The sequence below is a fragment of the Vibrio sinaloensis genome (genome assembly GCF_023195835.1).
Taxonomy (GTDB): domain Bacteria; phylum Pseudomonadota; class Gammaproteobacteria; order Enterobacterales; family Vibrionaceae; genus Vibrio; species Vibrio sinaloensis_C.
Map to the genome: position 1 here is coordinate 437,758 of NZ_CP096200.1, position 15,163 is coordinate 452,920.

General features: G+C 47.5%; 14 protein-coding genes. 6 read left to right on the plus strand and 8 right to left on the minus strand.

Annotation, left to right across the window (positions count from 1 at the left end; all coding sequences use genetic code 11):
* The first annotated feature begins 12 nt into the window (after nt 1-12).
* On the plus strand, nt 13-768 hold the full coding sequence (locus MTO69_RS15595) for a substrate-binding periplasmic protein (protein WP_248335357.1): 756 nt from the start codon (nt 13-15) through the stop codon (nt 766-768).
* Here the strand turns inward: MTO69_RS15595 and ppsR are convergent.
* Complete coding sequence (gene ppsR / locus MTO69_RS15600; RefSeq protein WP_248335359.1) at nt 760-1,593, minus strand: posphoenolpyruvate synthetase regulatory kinase/phosphorylase PpsR; 834 nt, start codon at nt 1,591-1,593, stop codon at nt 760-762. The two genes, MTO69_RS15595 and ppsR, sit on opposite strands and share 9 nt — an antisense overlap.
* A 155-nt stretch (nt 1,594-1,748) precedes the next feature.
* Between ppsR and ppsA the strand changes: the two genes are divergently transcribed.
* Nucleotides 1,749-4,136, plus strand: coding sequence for a phosphoenolpyruvate synthase (ppsA, locus tag MTO69_RS15605; RefSeq protein ID WP_248335361.1), 2,388 nt, complete (start codon nt 1,749-1,751; stop codon nt 4,134-4,136).
* Between the two features lie 44 nt (nt 4,137-4,180).
* Here ppsA and MTO69_RS15610 read toward each other — a convergent pair whose 3' ends face one another.
* The 3 genes from MTO69_RS15610 to MTO69_RS15620 form a co-directional block, all read right to left on the minus strand.
* Complete coding sequence (locus MTO69_RS15610; RefSeq protein WP_248335653.1) at nt 4,181-5,431, minus strand: peptidoglycan DD-metalloendopeptidase family protein; 1,251 nt, start codon at nt 5,429-5,431, stop codon at nt 4,181-4,183.
* A 204-nt stretch (nt 5,432-5,635) separates the two neighbouring features.
* The gene (locus tag MTO69_RS15615) at nt 5,636-5,935 is read right to left on the minus strand and encodes an isoamylase early set domain-containing protein (RefSeq protein ID WP_248335363.1); all 300 of its coding nucleotides are present in this window, start codon (nt 5,933-5,935) and stop codon (nt 5,636-5,638) included.
* 102 nt (nt 5,936-6,037) lie between these two features.
* Nucleotides 6,038-6,676: a hypothetical protein gene (locus MTO69_RS15620; RefSeq protein WP_248335365.1), complete on the minus strand. Its 639-nt coding sequence runs from the start codon at nt 6,674-6,676 to the stop codon at nt 6,038-6,040.
* Nucleotides 6,677-6,898: 222 nt separating this feature from the next.
* On the opposite strand from MTO69_RS15620, the gene MTO69_RS15625 reads away from it, so the two are divergent.
* The 4 genes from MTO69_RS15625 (at nt 6,899) to MTO69_RS15640 (ending at nt 10,897) form a co-directional block, all read left to right on the plus strand.
* Entirely contained in the window at nt 6,899-7,564 is a 666-nt protein-coding gene (locus MTO69_RS15625; RefSeq protein WP_248335367.1) for a YoaK family protein, read from the plus strand.
* Nucleotides 7,565-7,803: 239 nt separating this feature from the next.
* Entirely contained in the window at nt 7,804-9,177 is a 1,374-nt protein-coding gene (locus tag MTO69_RS15630; protein WP_248335369.1) for a YjiH family protein, read from the plus strand.
* Between the two features lie 156 nt (nt 9,178-9,333).
* On the plus strand, nt 9,334-9,810 hold the full coding sequence (locus tag MTO69_RS15635) for a hypothetical protein (protein WP_248335371.1): 477 nt from the start codon (nt 9,334-9,336) through the stop codon (nt 9,808-9,810).
* Nucleotides 9,803-10,897, plus strand: coding sequence for a GGDEF domain-containing protein (locus tag MTO69_RS15640; protein WP_248335373.1), 1,095 nt, complete (start codon nt 9,803-9,805; stop codon nt 10,895-10,897). Before MTO69_RS15635 ends, MTO69_RS15640 begins: the two co-directional genes overlap by 8 nt.
* Here MTO69_RS15640 and MTO69_RS15645 read toward each other — a convergent pair.
* The 4 genes from MTO69_RS15645 to MTO69_RS15660 all read right to left on the minus strand — a co-directional run bounded on the left by MTO69_RS15645 (nt 10,894) and on the right by MTO69_RS15660 (nt 15,146).
* Nucleotides 10,894-12,270, minus strand: coding sequence for a sigma-54 dependent transcriptional regulator (locus MTO69_RS15645; RefSeq protein WP_248335375.1), 1,377 nt, complete (start codon nt 12,268-12,270; stop codon nt 10,894-10,896). The genes MTO69_RS15640 and MTO69_RS15645 overlap by 4 nt on opposite strands.
* Before the next feature lie 24 nt (nt 12,271-12,294).
* On the minus strand, nt 12,295-13,671 hold the full coding sequence (locus MTO69_RS15650; RefSeq protein ID WP_248335376.1) for an autotransporter outer membrane beta-barrel domain-containing protein: 1,377 nt from the start codon (nt 13,669-13,671) through the stop codon (nt 12,295-12,297).
* A gap of 99 nt (nt 13,672-13,770) precedes the next feature.
* The gene (locus MTO69_RS15655; RefSeq protein ID WP_248335378.1) at nt 13,771-14,445 is read right to left on the minus strand and encodes a hypothetical protein; all 675 of its coding nucleotides are present in this window, start codon (nt 14,443-14,445) and stop codon (nt 13,771-13,773) included.
* 11 nt (nt 14,446-14,456) lie between these two features.
* Nucleotides 14,457-15,146: a C39 family peptidase gene (locus MTO69_RS15660; RefSeq protein ID WP_248335380.1), complete on the minus strand. Its 690-nt coding sequence runs from the start codon at nt 15,144-15,146 to the stop codon at nt 14,457-14,459.
* Nucleotides 15,147-15,163 lie beyond the last annotated feature (17 nt).

Below are 15,163 nucleotides of genomic sequence, written 5' to 3' on the forward strand. Positions count from 1 at the left end.
AAGGAGATGGATATGCGTCGCTTCATTCAAGCCATTGTTTTAGCGAATGCCTTGCTCTATATGCAGGTGGTCAACGGGCATGCCTTCGACGATATTCCTCACTTAACTGTCTGTGGCGATGCGATTGATTGGCGCCCCTACACTTATCAAACCCAAAGCCAAGATGAAGTGGATGGGTTTGATAAGCGCATTCTCGATGCCGCGCTTGGTAAACATGGTGTTAGCTATGACTTCATCATCACCTCTTGGTCACGCTGTTTGAAAGGGACAAAAAATGGCACCTTCGATCTCTCGGTCAGTGCCTCTTATAGCGATGAGCGTGCGGACGATTACCTCTATACCGACTGGTATTACACCATCACCCCCTACTATTTATTTTCAAGCCAACAATTTCCAAATGGTTTGAACATCAAAGATGTCAAAGATCTCGAATCCTATCGAGTATGCGGCAACTTTAGCTACAACTACCAAGACTTCCAGCTTAGTGATATTGAACCGGTCGGCCACTCGATTCCAGAGCTGCTCAGATCGCTCAGTAGTGGTGAGTGCGATGTTTACTTAAGCTGGGGCGAAATCTTGTATGGCAACAAAACTCACCGAGAGCAACCTTATATCGACGAGGAGTTTGTCTTTCACCCCATTCCAAATATGGAACCGCATAAGTTCTATATGCTTATTTCCCGAGAGCTCGAAAGCGCGGACAGCCTCAAAGCGTTGCTTGATGAGCAATTTCAACAGCTGAGAGTAGAGGAAGCGCGCTCAGAGTAGTTGTCGCCTTAGACCGGTACGCTCTAGTACCCGCGTTGAGATTTCCTCTACGGATAAAGAAGAGGTATTGATATAAGGAATCGCTTCGCGGCGAAACAGCGCCTCAACGGTTTGTAGTTCATGCACGCACTGCTCATTGCTGGCGTAATCACTGCCCGCCAAGCGGTTTTCGCGAATTTCGGTTAAACGCTCGGGGTTAATGGTTAACCCAAACAGCTTGTGACGATAAATCTCAAATTCTGGTAACAGCTTCATACGTGCCAAATCATCATCAATAAACGGATAGTTAACCACTCGCAAACCAAACTGCATCGCCATGTAAAGGCTAGTTGGAGTTTTACCACTGCGCGATACGCCGAGTAAGATGATATCAGCCTGCTCAAGCCCTTTGAGCGTGATGCCATCATCGTGAGCCAAGGTGTACTCTATTGCCGCAATTCGATCGAAGTATTTGTCTGAGTCACGGCCAACACTGCGTGAGCGCTGCAATTTCGGCTTGGGCTGCATTTGAATGTCATCCTGCACCCGCTGGACGATGCTTTCGAGCACATCGTAACCGTAGCAGTTGGCGGCGAGTAGTTTTTCTCGCAGCTCAGGCAATACCAACGAGAAGAACACTAACGGTTTGACACCATTTTTCTGGTATGAAGTGTCGATCTCTTTGACCAAATCAGCCAATTTGTCTTCACTTTCAACAAAGGGAAAGGTTTTCTCGTTGGCTTGAAATGGAAATTGACCCAGAACAACATGGCCCAATGTCTCACATGTTATGGCGGTTCCGTCAGAAACATAGAACACATCACGACTTTGACTTTCAATTTGCATTTTATTTTAAACTTTCAAATTCTTTTGAGTAGGATACTAGCCATAATATCGATAATAAAACCTGGCTGGCTGTTACGTCCCCCACAGCTTTAACAATTCCTAGTGAATTTTTTTGAGCTTATACGTAATCGTTTGCCTTAAATCCCTACGCTGCAATGTTTCTGGAGAAAGACATGCAAAAAAACACCCTCTGGTTCGATGGTCTATCGATGGAAGATGTCGACAAAGTCGGCGGTAAAAATGCTTCACTTGGCGAAATGGTTTCTAACCTAGCCAACGCTGGCGTTTCAGTACCGAACGGTTTTGCGACCACTTCTTATGCGTTTAACCAATTTCTTGATTACGAAGGACTGGATGACCGTATTCATCAATTGTTAGATGAACTAGACGTTGACGATGTAGACGCTCTGCGCAAGACAGGTGCTACTATCCGTCAATGGGTACTAGAAGCCCCCTTCCCTGCTGATCTCGAGCAAGAGATTCGCGACAATTACCACACACTCATCGAAGGCAACGACGAGTTATCCGTTGCGGTGCGCTCGTCTGCGACCGCCGAAGATTTGCCCGACGCCTCATTTGCCGGTCAACAAGAGACCTTCCTCAATGTCAAAGGCATAGAGGCAGTGCTTGAAGCGACCAAGCATGTCTACGCTTCTCTATTTAACGACCGCGCGATCTCATATCGTGTTCACCAAGGATTCGATCATCGTGGTATCTCGCTGTCGGCAGGCATCCAACGCATGGTGCGCTCAGACAAAGCATCTTCTGGCGTCATGTTTACTTTGGACACGGAATCAGGCTTTGATCAGGTGGTGTTCATCACCTCATCTTGGGGCCTGGGTGAAATGGTGGTTCAAGGCGCGGTTAACCCTGATGAGTTCTATGTACACAAGCCGTTACTCGAGGCAGGTCACCAGCCAATCGTCAAAAAAACCTTCGGCTCTAAACTGGTCAAGATGATCTACTCAGCCAACCAAGAAATTGGCAAGCAAGTAGACATCATCGATACCAATGAGCAAGAGCGTCAGAGCTTCTCGCTAAACGATGACGAGATTAAAGAGCTGGCGAAACAAGCGATGATCATTGAGCAGCACTATCAGCGTCCGATGGATATTGAGTGGGCCAAAGATGGTATTGATGGCAAGCTGTATATAGTGCAAGCCCGACCAGAAACCGTTTGTTCACAAAGCGAGCAGAACGTCATTGAGCGCTATGAGCTAAACAACAAAGCTGAAGTATTGATTGAAGGCCGAGCTATTGGTCAGCGCATCGGCGCCGGAACAGTGCGCTTGGTTGATTCACTCGATCAAATGTCGCTGGTTCAAGACGGCGACGTACTGGTGACCGACATGACAGACCCAGACTGGGAGCCGGTCATGAAAAAAGCCTCTGCGATTGTGACTAACCGAGGTGGGCGCACTTGTCATGCAGCAATCATTGCGCGTGAACTGGGCATTCCAGCTATCGTCGGTTGTGGTCAGGCGACCACGCAATTGACCGATGGTATGACAGTGACTGTCTCTTGTGCCGAAGGTGAAACGGGTTATGTTTACCAAGGTGAGTTAGATTTCGAAATTAAGCGTTCAGCGGTAGACGAGCTGCCACTGCTGCCAACCAAAGTGATGATGAATGTCGGTAACCCAGACCGCGCCTTCGACTTTGCGCAAATCCCGAACGAGGGGGTTGGCCTAGCTCGACTCGAATTCATTATCAACAAGATGATCGGCATTCATCCCAAAGCCCTGCTCAATTTTGACCAACAGAGCGACGAACTGAAAGCTGAAATCAGTCAGCGTATTCGTGGCTACCAAGACCCTATCGACTTCTATGTCAGCAAACTGACTGAAGGCATTGCGACCATCGCCGCCGCATTCTGGCCAAAGCGTGTCATTGTGCGTATGTCGGATTTCAAGTCGAACGAGTACAGCAATCTAGTCGGTGGTCAAGACTACGAGCCGCATGAAGAGAACCCGATGCTTGGCTTCCGCGGTGCCTCGCGTTACATCTCTCCGGTATTTGAGGACTGTTTTGAACTCGAAACTCAAGCGATCAAACGTGTTCGCAATGAAATGGGCCTGAAAAATGTCGAAATCATGATCCCGTTTGTCCGCACGCCGAGCGAAGCGGCATCAGTGATTGATCTATTGGCTAAGTTCGATCTTCGCCGCGGCGATCAAGGACTGAAAGTGATTATGATGTGCGAGCTACCATCGAATGCCGTGCTAGCCGATGAGTTCCTCAAGTACTTTGATGGTTTTTCTATTGGCTCCAACGATATGACCCAATTGACACTGGGCCTAGACCGAGACTCAGGAGATGTCGCGCACCTGTTTGATGAGCGCAATCCAGCGGTTAAAGCCATGCTTAAAATGGCGATTGATGCGGCGACTAAAGCTGGCAAATATGTCGGCATTTGTGGCCAAGGCCCTTCTGACCATGAAGATCTTGCTGAATGGTTGATGGAACAAGGCATCAGTTCGGTATCGCTCAACCCTGATACCGTCATCGATACCTGGTTGCAGTTGGGTAACGTCAGTAAGTAACATCTACGATGAAAAAAGGCTTCCGATTGGAAGCCTTTTTTACATTAACTCGTAGTTTGCGGTTTCGTCTGCTGCGCCAGCTCAATTTCACGCTGCTGCAACATCTTGTCCATCTCATCACGCTTAGCCTTGAATGCGGCCATCTGCTGCTTGGGTACCGAGTTTGCCATCGGGATATTCGCCTTCATCGCATTGACTGGACGACCACGATCGATCAGCTCATAGTGAATATGCGGCCCTGTCACTCGCCCTGTCGCACCAGAAAGGCCAATACGTTGTCCACGCGACACCTTCTGTCCTTTGCGGACTAGGATTTTGCTCAAGTGCAGATAACGGGTTTTGTAACGGCTTCCGTGCTGGATCACCACGTAGTTGCCGGCGTATGGGTGTTTACGTGTCATCACCACTACCCCATCACCTGTTGACACTATCGGCGTTCCAGTTGGCGTCGCCCAGTCGGTGCCATTGTGTGGCGCAACTCGCCCAGTCACCGGATGTTTTCGGTTAGGGTTGAAGTTTGAGCTTAAGCGATAGCCGCCATTAACAGGTCTGCGTTGAAACGCGCGCTGCAAACTGTCACCCTTGGCGTCATAGTACTGGCCATCGCTATGCAAGTACGCCGATAACACTCGACCGCGATTGTAAATCTTAACCGCTTGAATCTCGCGATTGCCGGTTAACTGCTCACCGACAAACTGTCTAGACTGAACCACTTCAAAACGGTCACCTGCACGTAAATCACGGGCGAAGTTGATTTTATCTTTAAGCAAGCTCACCACCTGCTCTATTTCACTTTTGCCCAGTCCAAGTGTGTTTACAGATTGGGAAAAACTTCCGTTGATCTCGCCGACCATCGCAAAGGATTTCCACTCACCCGGTATGGTGACATCACTAAATTCATAGCTACCGTCATCCATTCGCGTATAAACCGCGCGCTCGACCAAACTAAACTCAAGCTCCATTTTCCCCAGCGCTTGTGTCTCCTCATCTCGCCAAAAACGTAAGACGTTGCCCGGTTTCAAGGTGTCTAACGCCAGAAAGTTGAGGTCCGTTTCCATGATTTTCATCAGCTCGCTGTAGCCAAAGCCTAGCTGCTGAAAAATGCTGCTGAGGTTGTCGCCTTTTTGAATGGTGTACTCATAGTTGGGCACATCTGCGATGACATCACTCTCTTGAAGGATGTCATTCACCAGGCTCGATTCAGGAAGAGAGAGATCAATGGTGCGTTGATAATGGCCGTTTTCCGGAGAAGAGAGGGAAATCGCAGCAAGGATAGGCAAGCTAAGTACCATCATCTTCTTTGGCCGCGATAGCCCTTGGAAGCGAGACTTCAAACTTCTAGACTGCACAATTTGACCTAATCATTGAAATTACCAAAGGCCTAAGAGTACGAATTTCTATCTGCGTTGTCATCTGACATGAGTCAAATTCAAATAAAAAAAGGCGCAAAATGCGCCTCTATTGACAGAATTTAACCTAAAAGGTCAAAACCATAACAATTACTGATAAGTCGACACTAACGCGTTGTCTTCACCAAAACCGTTTGGTCGGTACTGGTCTGCCTGCGGGTCATTGACCCACTTTTCATCATCAACTAAGTAGCGAAACTCGAAATGCTGATCTTTGGGTAAGCGGGTTTTAAACTTGTAGCTCTTTGATTTAGCGACTCGCTTCATTTCGGCAGGTTGCCAATCGAGAAAGTCTGCCACTATCGACACGGATTGGTTCACCTGCGCGGCATCGAGTTCAAAGGTCACTTCGACCTCATCTTTGGTTTTGAAAAAACGTTTATTGATCATATTTAACTCCATTAACGACAATTAAGGTCCATCTCATAACTTGTTAGGTTAAATAATAAGCAATACATCACACATACTCAATACCGGAGGCTAGCCGCATAACTATTGCTTTGCCAAACTATCTTGTTCGGTCAATTTGAACAGTATAGTGGTTATTTGGCTCGGTTCCTCTGCCATAGATTGATGAGCATCACGTTCTTGAATTGTGACCGTGACTAAATTTCCTTTTTGCTCAATATCTTTGAGCACAATTCGATCACCAATAAACTCAGCTTCGGTGCTGACCATACGTTGGCGGAAACTGTCGTACTGACTCAGCGCTAAGTAGGTAAAGCGTCCAGAGCCTTGATTACTCACCACGATGGGATGCAGGTAACGCGTCTCATCAATTTGGCGCAGATACTGAGTGTCTACTACAATATCGCCTCGCTCCGCCCCTTCTTCATAGCTGCCACGGTAAACGCCTGGCGCCACTTGGTCGCTGATAAAACTGAACGCCTGGCTCTCTGGCACTTGGATTGTCCATGGGTTCGCCGTCGCCCGTTCAAACACCTCGCCCATAATTGCATCATTTCGTGGTGCTTGATTGGGAAACTTAGCTAAAATTTCTTCATCGGATAAGCTAAATCGATATAAACCCGCCGCGGTCACAATCACGAGCAGGACAATAGGTATCAATAATATCAACGGGATGGGTAACCAGCGTTTTTTCATTTGAGGTGAGGTTTCTTCAGTAATCATTGTTAGGTTCAGTATGTTAGCAGGCTAACTCAAGGAGATACAATGACAAAACCTTTCCTGCCCCGGGCGTCTCGATATACCTACAGCGTAAAAGTGGTTGGGTGAAATTTGATTGTCAACTCGAACCCAACACCTAATTTCGTTCGTTGTTTTTTACCGTAAACCCTATTCGTTGATGTTTAGTAAGACTATAATTGCGCCCCTCATTTAAAGGAGCGCATCGTGATTTCTAGACTTCCACGCTGGGTAGAATATGGCGCTTTTCTACTCGCTTTATTGGCTGGCATTGTCAACGCCATCGGGCTACTCGGCTTTCAGCACCAAGCGGTCTCTCATATTTCCGGCACAGTAACGCTACTGGGCACGTCCATATCCGAGTTCAACCAGCAGACTACCCACCTATTACTCATCATCGTCAACTTCTTGTTGGGTGCGACGCTCAGTGGCACTTTCATCGAAGGCGCTGCACTAAAGCTAGGGCGTCGTTATGGCGTGGCTTTATGCATAGAAAGCGGGTTACTCGCCAGTGCGTATTACCTGCTTAAACATGATTTTCAGAGCGGACAGTACTTTGCCTCGGCGGCGTGCGGTCTGCAAAATGCCATGATCACTACTTTCAGTGGTGCCATCGTGCGCACCACTCATATGACAGGGATCATTACCGACCTTGGTATTATGATTGGCGCCAAACTGAGGGGAGAGAGCTTCGACTTTCGCAAAGCGAAGCTGTTTTTGTTTATCTTCTGTGGCTTTTTAGTGGGCGGTGTCGTCGGCGCAAACCTTTATGCACACTACGCTATCAGTGCGCTGCTTGTTCCAGTAGGACTAGCATTGGCACTCGCTATCACTTACTGGCTGTTTATCGCCAATCAACAAACAAATCACTAATTCGAACATCCCACTTGAAACAGAAATTCAAACAAATTAACATTCTCGACACATTAAACTAAGTATGACTAATTATTCGACGTTTTATCATGAATATTTAGCGATATTTATTGAATAGTATTGCAAGCAACGTGAAAAGCGATTACTCTTGCGCCAATTTGATAAGATATGGATGTTTAGTGAATAACTATGCCACATGGAGTGGCTGAGATATTAACTAGTTGTAACTCGAGAAGTATATGCAAAATAGCGCTCAATCTGTTGAACAAGCCAAAGTAGGCAAAGCCACTTTCTGGATGTTCCTAATTCCTTCACTGATCGGTCTGTTTCTATTTATGGCTCCGATCAGCTATCAAGGCGACATCACGATCCCTGTCGCTGTCCTGGCGAAATCGATTCAGGCTCTGTTTGGTGATTTCCTCGTTCACATTATTACTGCAGTCATTGCTTTTATGGCAGTAGCGTCGGTGCTATGCCGTATCAAAACGCCTGCTTTTATCGCCAACAATGCATTTCTTAACGGCCTTTTCAATCCAACCCCACTTTGGCTTGCGGTCCGTTTAATCGGTGGTGCAGCCGTGATCATGACCTTTTTCCAGTTCGGCCCTAAAGCGATCTGGGAAGAGAACACAGGTGGACTGGTATTAGAAGGATTGCTACCAACCCTTTTCTCTGTATTCATTTTTGCCGGCCTACTCCTTCCTTTACTACTCAATTTTGGCCTTTTGGAGCTGTTTGGCACCTTGCTAAGTAAAGTCATGCGCCCACTGTTCAACTTACCAGGACGCAGTGCGATCGACTGTATGGCTTCATGGCTGGGTGATGGTTCAGTCGGTATTTTGCTGACCAGCAAACAGTACGAAGAGAAGTTCTACACCCAACGTGAAGCAGCGGTAGTAGGCACAACCTTCTCTGCAGTCTCTATCACCTTTAGTTTGGTGGTGATCGCACAGGTAGAGCTAGAGCACTTGTTCCTGCCGTTCTATGGTGCCATTTGTTTAGCAGGTTTTGTTGCGGCGGTGATTATCCCTCGCCTGCCACCTCTGAGTCTAAAACGCGACACCTTCATTGACGGTACTAAGCCTGATAGCGATGCAGATGCCATTCCAAACGGACACACCAGTTTCTCTTGGGGCATGAACTTGGCTTTGAATAAAGCCGCTCAGGTGAAATCGGTTCGCAGCGTGTTTTCTGAAGGCCTACGTAACGCGATCGACATGGTGTTCGGCGTGTTACCTGTGGTGATGGGTCTGGGTACCATCGCCCTAGTGATTGCAGAATACACCTCAGTATTTAGCATTCTAGGTCAACCGTTTATTCCATTCTTGGAGCTACTTGGCGTACCTGAAGCCGTTGCAGCCTCTGAAACGATTGTGGTCGGCTTTGCAGATATGTTTATTCCAGCGATTCTAGCCGCTTCTATCGACAATGAAATGACACGTTTCGTGATTGCGGCAATGTCGGTCACACAGCTTATTTACATGTCTGAGGTGGGTGCTCTGCTGTTGGGAAGCCGCATTCCGGTCAACCTAATTGAGCTATTTACCATCTTTATTCTGCGTACCTTAATCACCCTACCCGTGATTGCCGGGGTTGCACACCTCATCTTCTAACTCATCTAAGCCCCGCAAGGGGCTTTTTTTTGTTCGCCATTCTCTAAACTGATACCCGCAAATTCTCACTCTCGCAATATAATCGTTCTCTCTATTATCAGTTCAGCATATACTTACTAACAAAGTTGTTAATTAAGAGACTTGCGGAGGGGCTCAGTGAGATTGGTCTGTACCTTATTGATGTGGGCGGTTGCCTTCCAAGCCTTTAGTCACGGTTTGGTCATTCGAATTGACCAGCAACCTCCCGTCACGTTAGATCATCAAGCGATTGTCGATCAGTTTCCCGTTACAGAGTTCACCACTCACTTGCCCTGGTTTGAACAGTCTCGTCATTTTAGTGGCTTCAAAGTAAGCGACTTGCTCGACCACCTCAGTATTAATGACGCCAGTGCTGTCTCCTTTATCGCGCTCAATGACTACGGCGCAACGACTGTGATTGAAGATATCCAACGCTATCAACCCATAGTGGCATATCAAATGGACCACAAAAATATAAAAATTCGCAATAAAGGTCCGTATTGGCTGGTCTTTAATCTAGACAAGCACCAACAGCTTGATCACCCCGGGTATCATGCACAGATGGTGTGGCAAATCGATGAAATTTTGATACACAAAAGAGAGCAGAGTGAATAACGACAGGCATAAACAACTTTTTCTACTGAAACGCGCTAAATATCTGCTGTTACTGCTCAGTGGAGTGATGATCTTTGCCAACCTCTACGTGGTTTCTGCCACCCGTCAGCATGTCGAGTCTTTTACTGAGCAGCAAAGCCAAGCGACCTGGTTTTTGTTCCAGTTAAACAAAGAATTTTCTGAACTGAATGCCATTTTGCCTTACGCGCACCTTGACCCCGAGGTTTATCAAAAAGCGCTGCTGAAATATGAACTGACTTGGAGCCGTTTTGACATTCTACTCACCAGCAGAGAAGCGGAGACTTTTATCAACCTGCCGGGCGCCATGGCGTTTTTTACCCATCTATTTAATCAATACAAACAGCTTGAGTCACAGATCGAACTCATCAACCAACCGACTTACGCCGCTTCTCTCACCGAAGAGCTGAACGCCATCTACTTGAGCATGATTGAGTATGTCAACACGCATTTTAGAGTGCAAAGCCCTACTTATATCAATCAACTGGCACAAGCGAAAAAGCTCAACGGTGTGCTGCTCACGACCTTGCTGTTGCTTGTCTTCGGCGTAGTCTTGGTGACTTATATCCTGCACAAAGAGTCGCAAATCCATCGGCAGCAATCACTTACCGACACCTTAACGGGTATCGGCAACCGGCTGGCACTGTTTGAAGATCTCTCGGCACGCATCGAGCGCCAAACACCGTTCAGTTTCTTGCTGCTCGACCTCAATAGCTTTAAACCGATTAACGATCACTACGGCCACCAAGCAGGAGACCGAGTGTTGAGAACCATAGCATCAAGACTGAATACGATGCAGATTGACAGCTATCGGATTGGCGGCGATGAATTCGCGATTGTTGCGCAAGATCTATCGCGGCATCAGTTGCAACAATTGATCGAGACCTTGCACCAGCAGGTTGGCCGACCGATCGCCATTGACGATTCGCATATTAAAATGAGCACCAGTATTGGTGCGGCATGCTTTCCTATTGATGCAAAGCAAATCAACCATTTGATGTTGCTCGCCGACGAGAGAATGTACAGCGAAAAACGCAGCAAGTATCAAGATTACGCAGAGCAGAGTTAACCGAGTACGCCAAAGTGTTGACCGCGCGCTCGGTTGAGCGTTGCTTTTAGATCATACTTATCAATCAGCCGGTAAGCCGTTGCGCGGGAGATGCCAAGATACTTGGACGCTTCAAGTACATTGCCATCATGCAGCTCCAGCGCTGAACGCAACGACTCGTGCTTATCTAACGTCACGTGGTTTACGCTACGCTTGGGTTGAATATCGAGATCTTGCGCGGTGATATAGCCCGATTCATTCATCAACACCGCGCGTTTAATAATATTAATCAACTCTCGGACATTGCCAGGCCAAGTGTAGTTCATCAAGACTTGCTGAGCAGCCTCGTCGTATCCGTGGACTTGGCAACCATATTCATTGCTGAACTTGTGGCGGAAGTAATCCGCCAACGACAGAATGTCAGCACCACGCTCACGAAGCGGAGGCGCACTAACACGTAACACATTGAGTCTAAAGTAGAGATCTTGGCGAAAACGCCCTTCAGCGATGGCCATTTCAAGATCGACGTGCGTAGCAGCGACCACTCGAACGTTCACTTTTAGCGGTTCCGTTGCCCCAAGTACATCGATGGTTCCCTCTTGTAAAAAGCGCAGCAGATTCGCCTGCTGTGATAACGGCAAGTCACCGATCTCATCCAAAAACAAAGTGCCTTGGTCAGCCAAAGCAATTTTGCCAACTCGGCTACTGTTCGCCCCCGTAAACGCACCTTTCTCATGCCCGAATAGTTCAGAGTGGATCAATTGTTCGTTAAGCGCACCACAGTTCACCGCAACAAAGGCTTGTTCTGCTCTTGGAGACGCATCGTGCAGCGCGCGAGCGATCAGCTCTTTGCCCGTGCCACTCTCACCACAAATCAGAGTATTGACGTCGGTCGGCGCGACTTTGGCAACCTGCTGTTTGAGTTTACGCATGACTGTAGATTGGCCAATTAAATCAGATACCGTATGCGCGCTGCCACTAACCAATGTCTGAGTCTGTTTACCATTATGAATATTTAGCATCCCCACTTGATGCCCAAGGGTTCTGATCACCATTTCCTTAGGCAGTGGGCTAGTGTAATAATCGACACAGTAGTATGAGACATAGGCCAGCTCCTCGACGGTTAGTTGATCGCGCTGGCGTTTGTCTAGATAGGCGATGGTGCGTATCCCTTTGCCAATCCCATTGACTGACTCCAACTCGGAGCATTTGTAGCGACCGCAAGAAAAATCAAACACTAGTACAAAGCGTTCAACCTCATTCATTATCTGCCTAGCGGTGTCGAAAGATGTGACAATCCGATAACTCCAGTTCTGCTCTGAGAGGATACTCGACCACAATTGGAAATCTTGCGAAATCACCAAAATCGACATGGTGTTGTTGTCTTTATTCATATTGTTATGCCTTCGCCAGATTAATTAGAAACGGTAAGGGAATCTGACGCTGATAGCATAATCAGCCGCATCATCACTCAAGCCAGAACTCACTTGAGTCACCATACTTAAGTTTTGTGTCAAAGCCATGGTCGAACCAATACCTAAGGTCGCGCTATTGCTGTCACTGCCGATGACTTCTAGCCAGTCGCCCCCATCAAGTCTTTGCTTCGAGGTCCGACTCATCGACTGACTAAAGTTAATGGCTAAACTCATACGCTCACTGATAGCAAAGGCCACACCGAGCCCATAGTCCCAGCTGTCACCAAGTTTGACTTTTCCTGCTTGGTTCCCTTGTGCACTGCTGATATCCGAGAAGCTCTCTTCAAACTGGTGGTTGTAATTGAGGTTAAGAAAGACAATTGCAGGATCATACGTTTTTACCAGCGAAATCCCGGTGCCCAATCCCCAAACACCGTTACCTGTGGGGAGTTCATTTGGAATCGTTAGGTTTCCTGAATCTGACGAGGTGGTGGCAATACCGTAAGGATCTTTCCCAGTTGGCGCTGTTAACCTTAAGTTCCATACCAGATCAGGCATATCCTCAGTCTCTTTGAGCAGACGGTAATAGATACCTGCACTAATATCGCCGATGCCTGAGCTGTCGACTTTGCCAGACTCTAAACCGTCACTGGAGTTGTTTTGACCGACGGTTTGATAATCAGACCAACGATAAACGGTTGGAATGCTAAGCTCAGCCTGCCAACGGTCGTTAATGGTATATCGACCGGTAAAGTCAACATTGAAGGTATTAGAGCGAACGCGATCGAGGTTGATATCACCTAAGAAGATTGAATCCAGTGCTAAGAAGCCACTGAGCGATAGGTCTTTGCGGTCAAAGTAGCTATAGCGAAAAGCGGTTTCCAAAGTAAACTTGCGGGTAAACACGTTACCGGCTTCTTGGTAAACATCTTCTGCACTGCGACTTTTAGGTGCACTCTCTTGGGCGGGAGGATTTGTTGCCGTGGGAGCGGGCTCGTTGGCGGCGGCGACCTTAGTTTCAGGTCGAGGCTGAATGGCTGGTGAGTCTGCGCTAACCGCCACTTTGCTCGTCTGAGCAACCGGCTGCTGTGGCTCGGGCAGTTGTGACTGCATTTCTGCCGACACACGCTGATTTTTTTCAACCAGAGTATCAATATTGTCCTGATGATTGATTAATACCTGCTGGTGATTGTTGACCGCTTGAATCACCTGCTGCATTAATTGTTGCTGCTGCTGTAACTCCGCTTTCAAACTCGCGTTTAGCGCTTTTTGCTCAGCAAGTTGCTTGGCTAAAGCGTCGATTTGCTCGTTTGCAGAAACAACAGCAACAGGACTTAACGCCATCATGGCGCAGCTTATCGTTAGCGAGCCCTTTTTCATATTTACCTCCTGAATATGAACTCGCCTGATGTTAATTTAATTTGCTAAATAAAGTTGTGTCATATATGAGATAAGACGACTATGCACTTTATTCCTTAGCTACAATCCTCTGAGTAATGAATGAGATACACGCAGTTGTTTATTTTCCGCCCAAGACTTGGGAAGTTTGACTTCCATCAACATTTTGTTTTGTACCACTAGGTCATTGTCGAGGATCTTGATCCCTTGATACGCTCCATGGGCCGACTTTAAACTGCGAATTTCTTGGATGGCAATACTCTCGCCTATGGTCACCTTATAACCAACACGATTGTCTTGCCCAGACACCTGATAGTATTGCACTTGAGAGCCGCCACCAGCAGCCGAACCATCGAGTTGACGAGTATCGACCACCTTAAGCTCCGACTGGTTAGATGCCGAATTGCCGTTGCCCGCAATTTGCACCAACTGAACCATACCAGAACCGTTTTGATGGATACCCTTGCTATCTACCTCGCCGCCCACTTCACTGCCATCATGTGCACGGACACTAACCTGATTGCCTTCAATGACCACATCCATACCTGCGCTACCTGAACCATTGCTGTCACTCCAATGCGTTAACATCCTAACGCCAAAATAGAGGTCCTCTCCAGAGCGAGAGACTCGGTATTTTCCTCGCATTTCCGACAATTGTTGTGTATCAACCAAAGTGGCACGCATTCCATCCCAATCGACTTTTGCTTGTACTTGAAAAGTCACGAGAAGACACGCTGCCAAGTATCTCACTTTCATCGTATTCCCTTCTAAAATAGCTCAGCGGCTGTGAAACCGAAGTCCATCAAATTAAATGCCGTAACTGGCGCAAACTGATCATCCAGTGCTCGGACGGTAACCGGTGGTGACGGTGTCGCCAACGGAGAGTTTTGGTTGTACCCCTGACCTACAATGGCCAATACCACCCCTTGCCAGCTCTGCTCAAACTGCTGTAGTGATAAAATCAAGTTACCCAATGCTGGGTCGGCGATATAGACATTGCCCTGCCTATCTACCCGCTTTAACACCACAAAATGTCGGTAACCCTTAATATCAACCAAGACAATGGTTGGAATGGGCAACTCCACCAACTTTTCAGCAGGAATGTTGTAGCCCTGTACGCGCATACCCAATCCTTGCTCAGCATAGTTTTTGATATCTAACATCGAGAAACCGAGCTTCCTGGCCGTCTCAGCATCAGCGACTTGGAACATCCCATTCATCACCTGTTGCTCATCGGTATCCACGCCATAGCCGTAGCGAAGCAGAGTGGCCAACGAAGCCGCGCCGCAAGAAAAGTCGGTTTGCTGGCGCACGACGTTTTGAAACTTTCTCTCTTTGATGCTGACCACCTGCTTTTCCATCGAGCCGACGCCTGGAATTAATCCATCCAGCACTACATTGGCGGCATGGGTATAAAAAGAAACCGTGGCAACAACAGCCAAGAGACAAAATTTCATAGTTATCCTCAAATGAA

Coding starts and splice junctions, on each gene's coding strand:
- MTO69_RS15595 (WP_248335357.1), top strand. CDS start 13: ATGCGTCGCTTCATTCAAGCCATTGTTTTAGCGAATGCCTTGCTCTAT.
- ppsR (WP_248335359.1), bottom strand. CDS start 1,593: ATGCAAATTGAAAGTCAAAGTCGTGATGTGTTCTATGTTTCTGACGGA.
- ppsA (WP_248335361.1), top strand. CDS start 1,749: ATGTTTCTGGAGAAAGACATGCAAAAAAACACCCTCTGGTTCGATGGT.
- MTO69_RS15610 (WP_248335653.1), bottom strand. CDS start 5,431: ATGATGGTACTTAGCTTGCCTATCCTTGCTGCGATTTCCCTCTCTTCT.
- MTO69_RS15615 (WP_248335363.1), bottom strand. CDS start 5,935: ATGATCAATAAACGTTTTTTCAAAACCAAAGATGAGGTCGAAGTGACC.
- MTO69_RS15620 (WP_248335365.1), bottom strand. CDS start 6,676: ATGATTACTGAAGAAACCTCACCTCAAATGAAAAAACGCTGGTTACCC.
- MTO69_RS15630 (WP_248335369.1), top strand. CDS start 7,804: ATGCAAAATAGCGCTCAATCTGTTGAACAAGCCAAAGTAGGCAAAGCC.
- MTO69_RS15645 (WP_248335375.1), bottom strand. CDS start 12,270: ATGAATAAAGACAACAACACCATGTCGATTTTGGTGATTTCGCAAGAT.
- MTO69_RS15650 (WP_248335376.1), bottom strand. CDS start 13,671: ATGAAAAAGGGCTCGCTAACGATAAGCTGCGCCATGATGGCGTTAAGT.
- MTO69_RS15655 (WP_248335378.1), bottom strand. CDS start 14,445: ATGAAAGTGAGATACTTGGCAGCGTGTCTTCTCGTGACTTTTCAAGTA.
- MTO69_RS15660 (WP_248335380.1), bottom strand. CDS start 15,146: ATGAAATTTTGTCTCTTGGCTGTTGTTGCCACGGTTTCTTTTTATACC.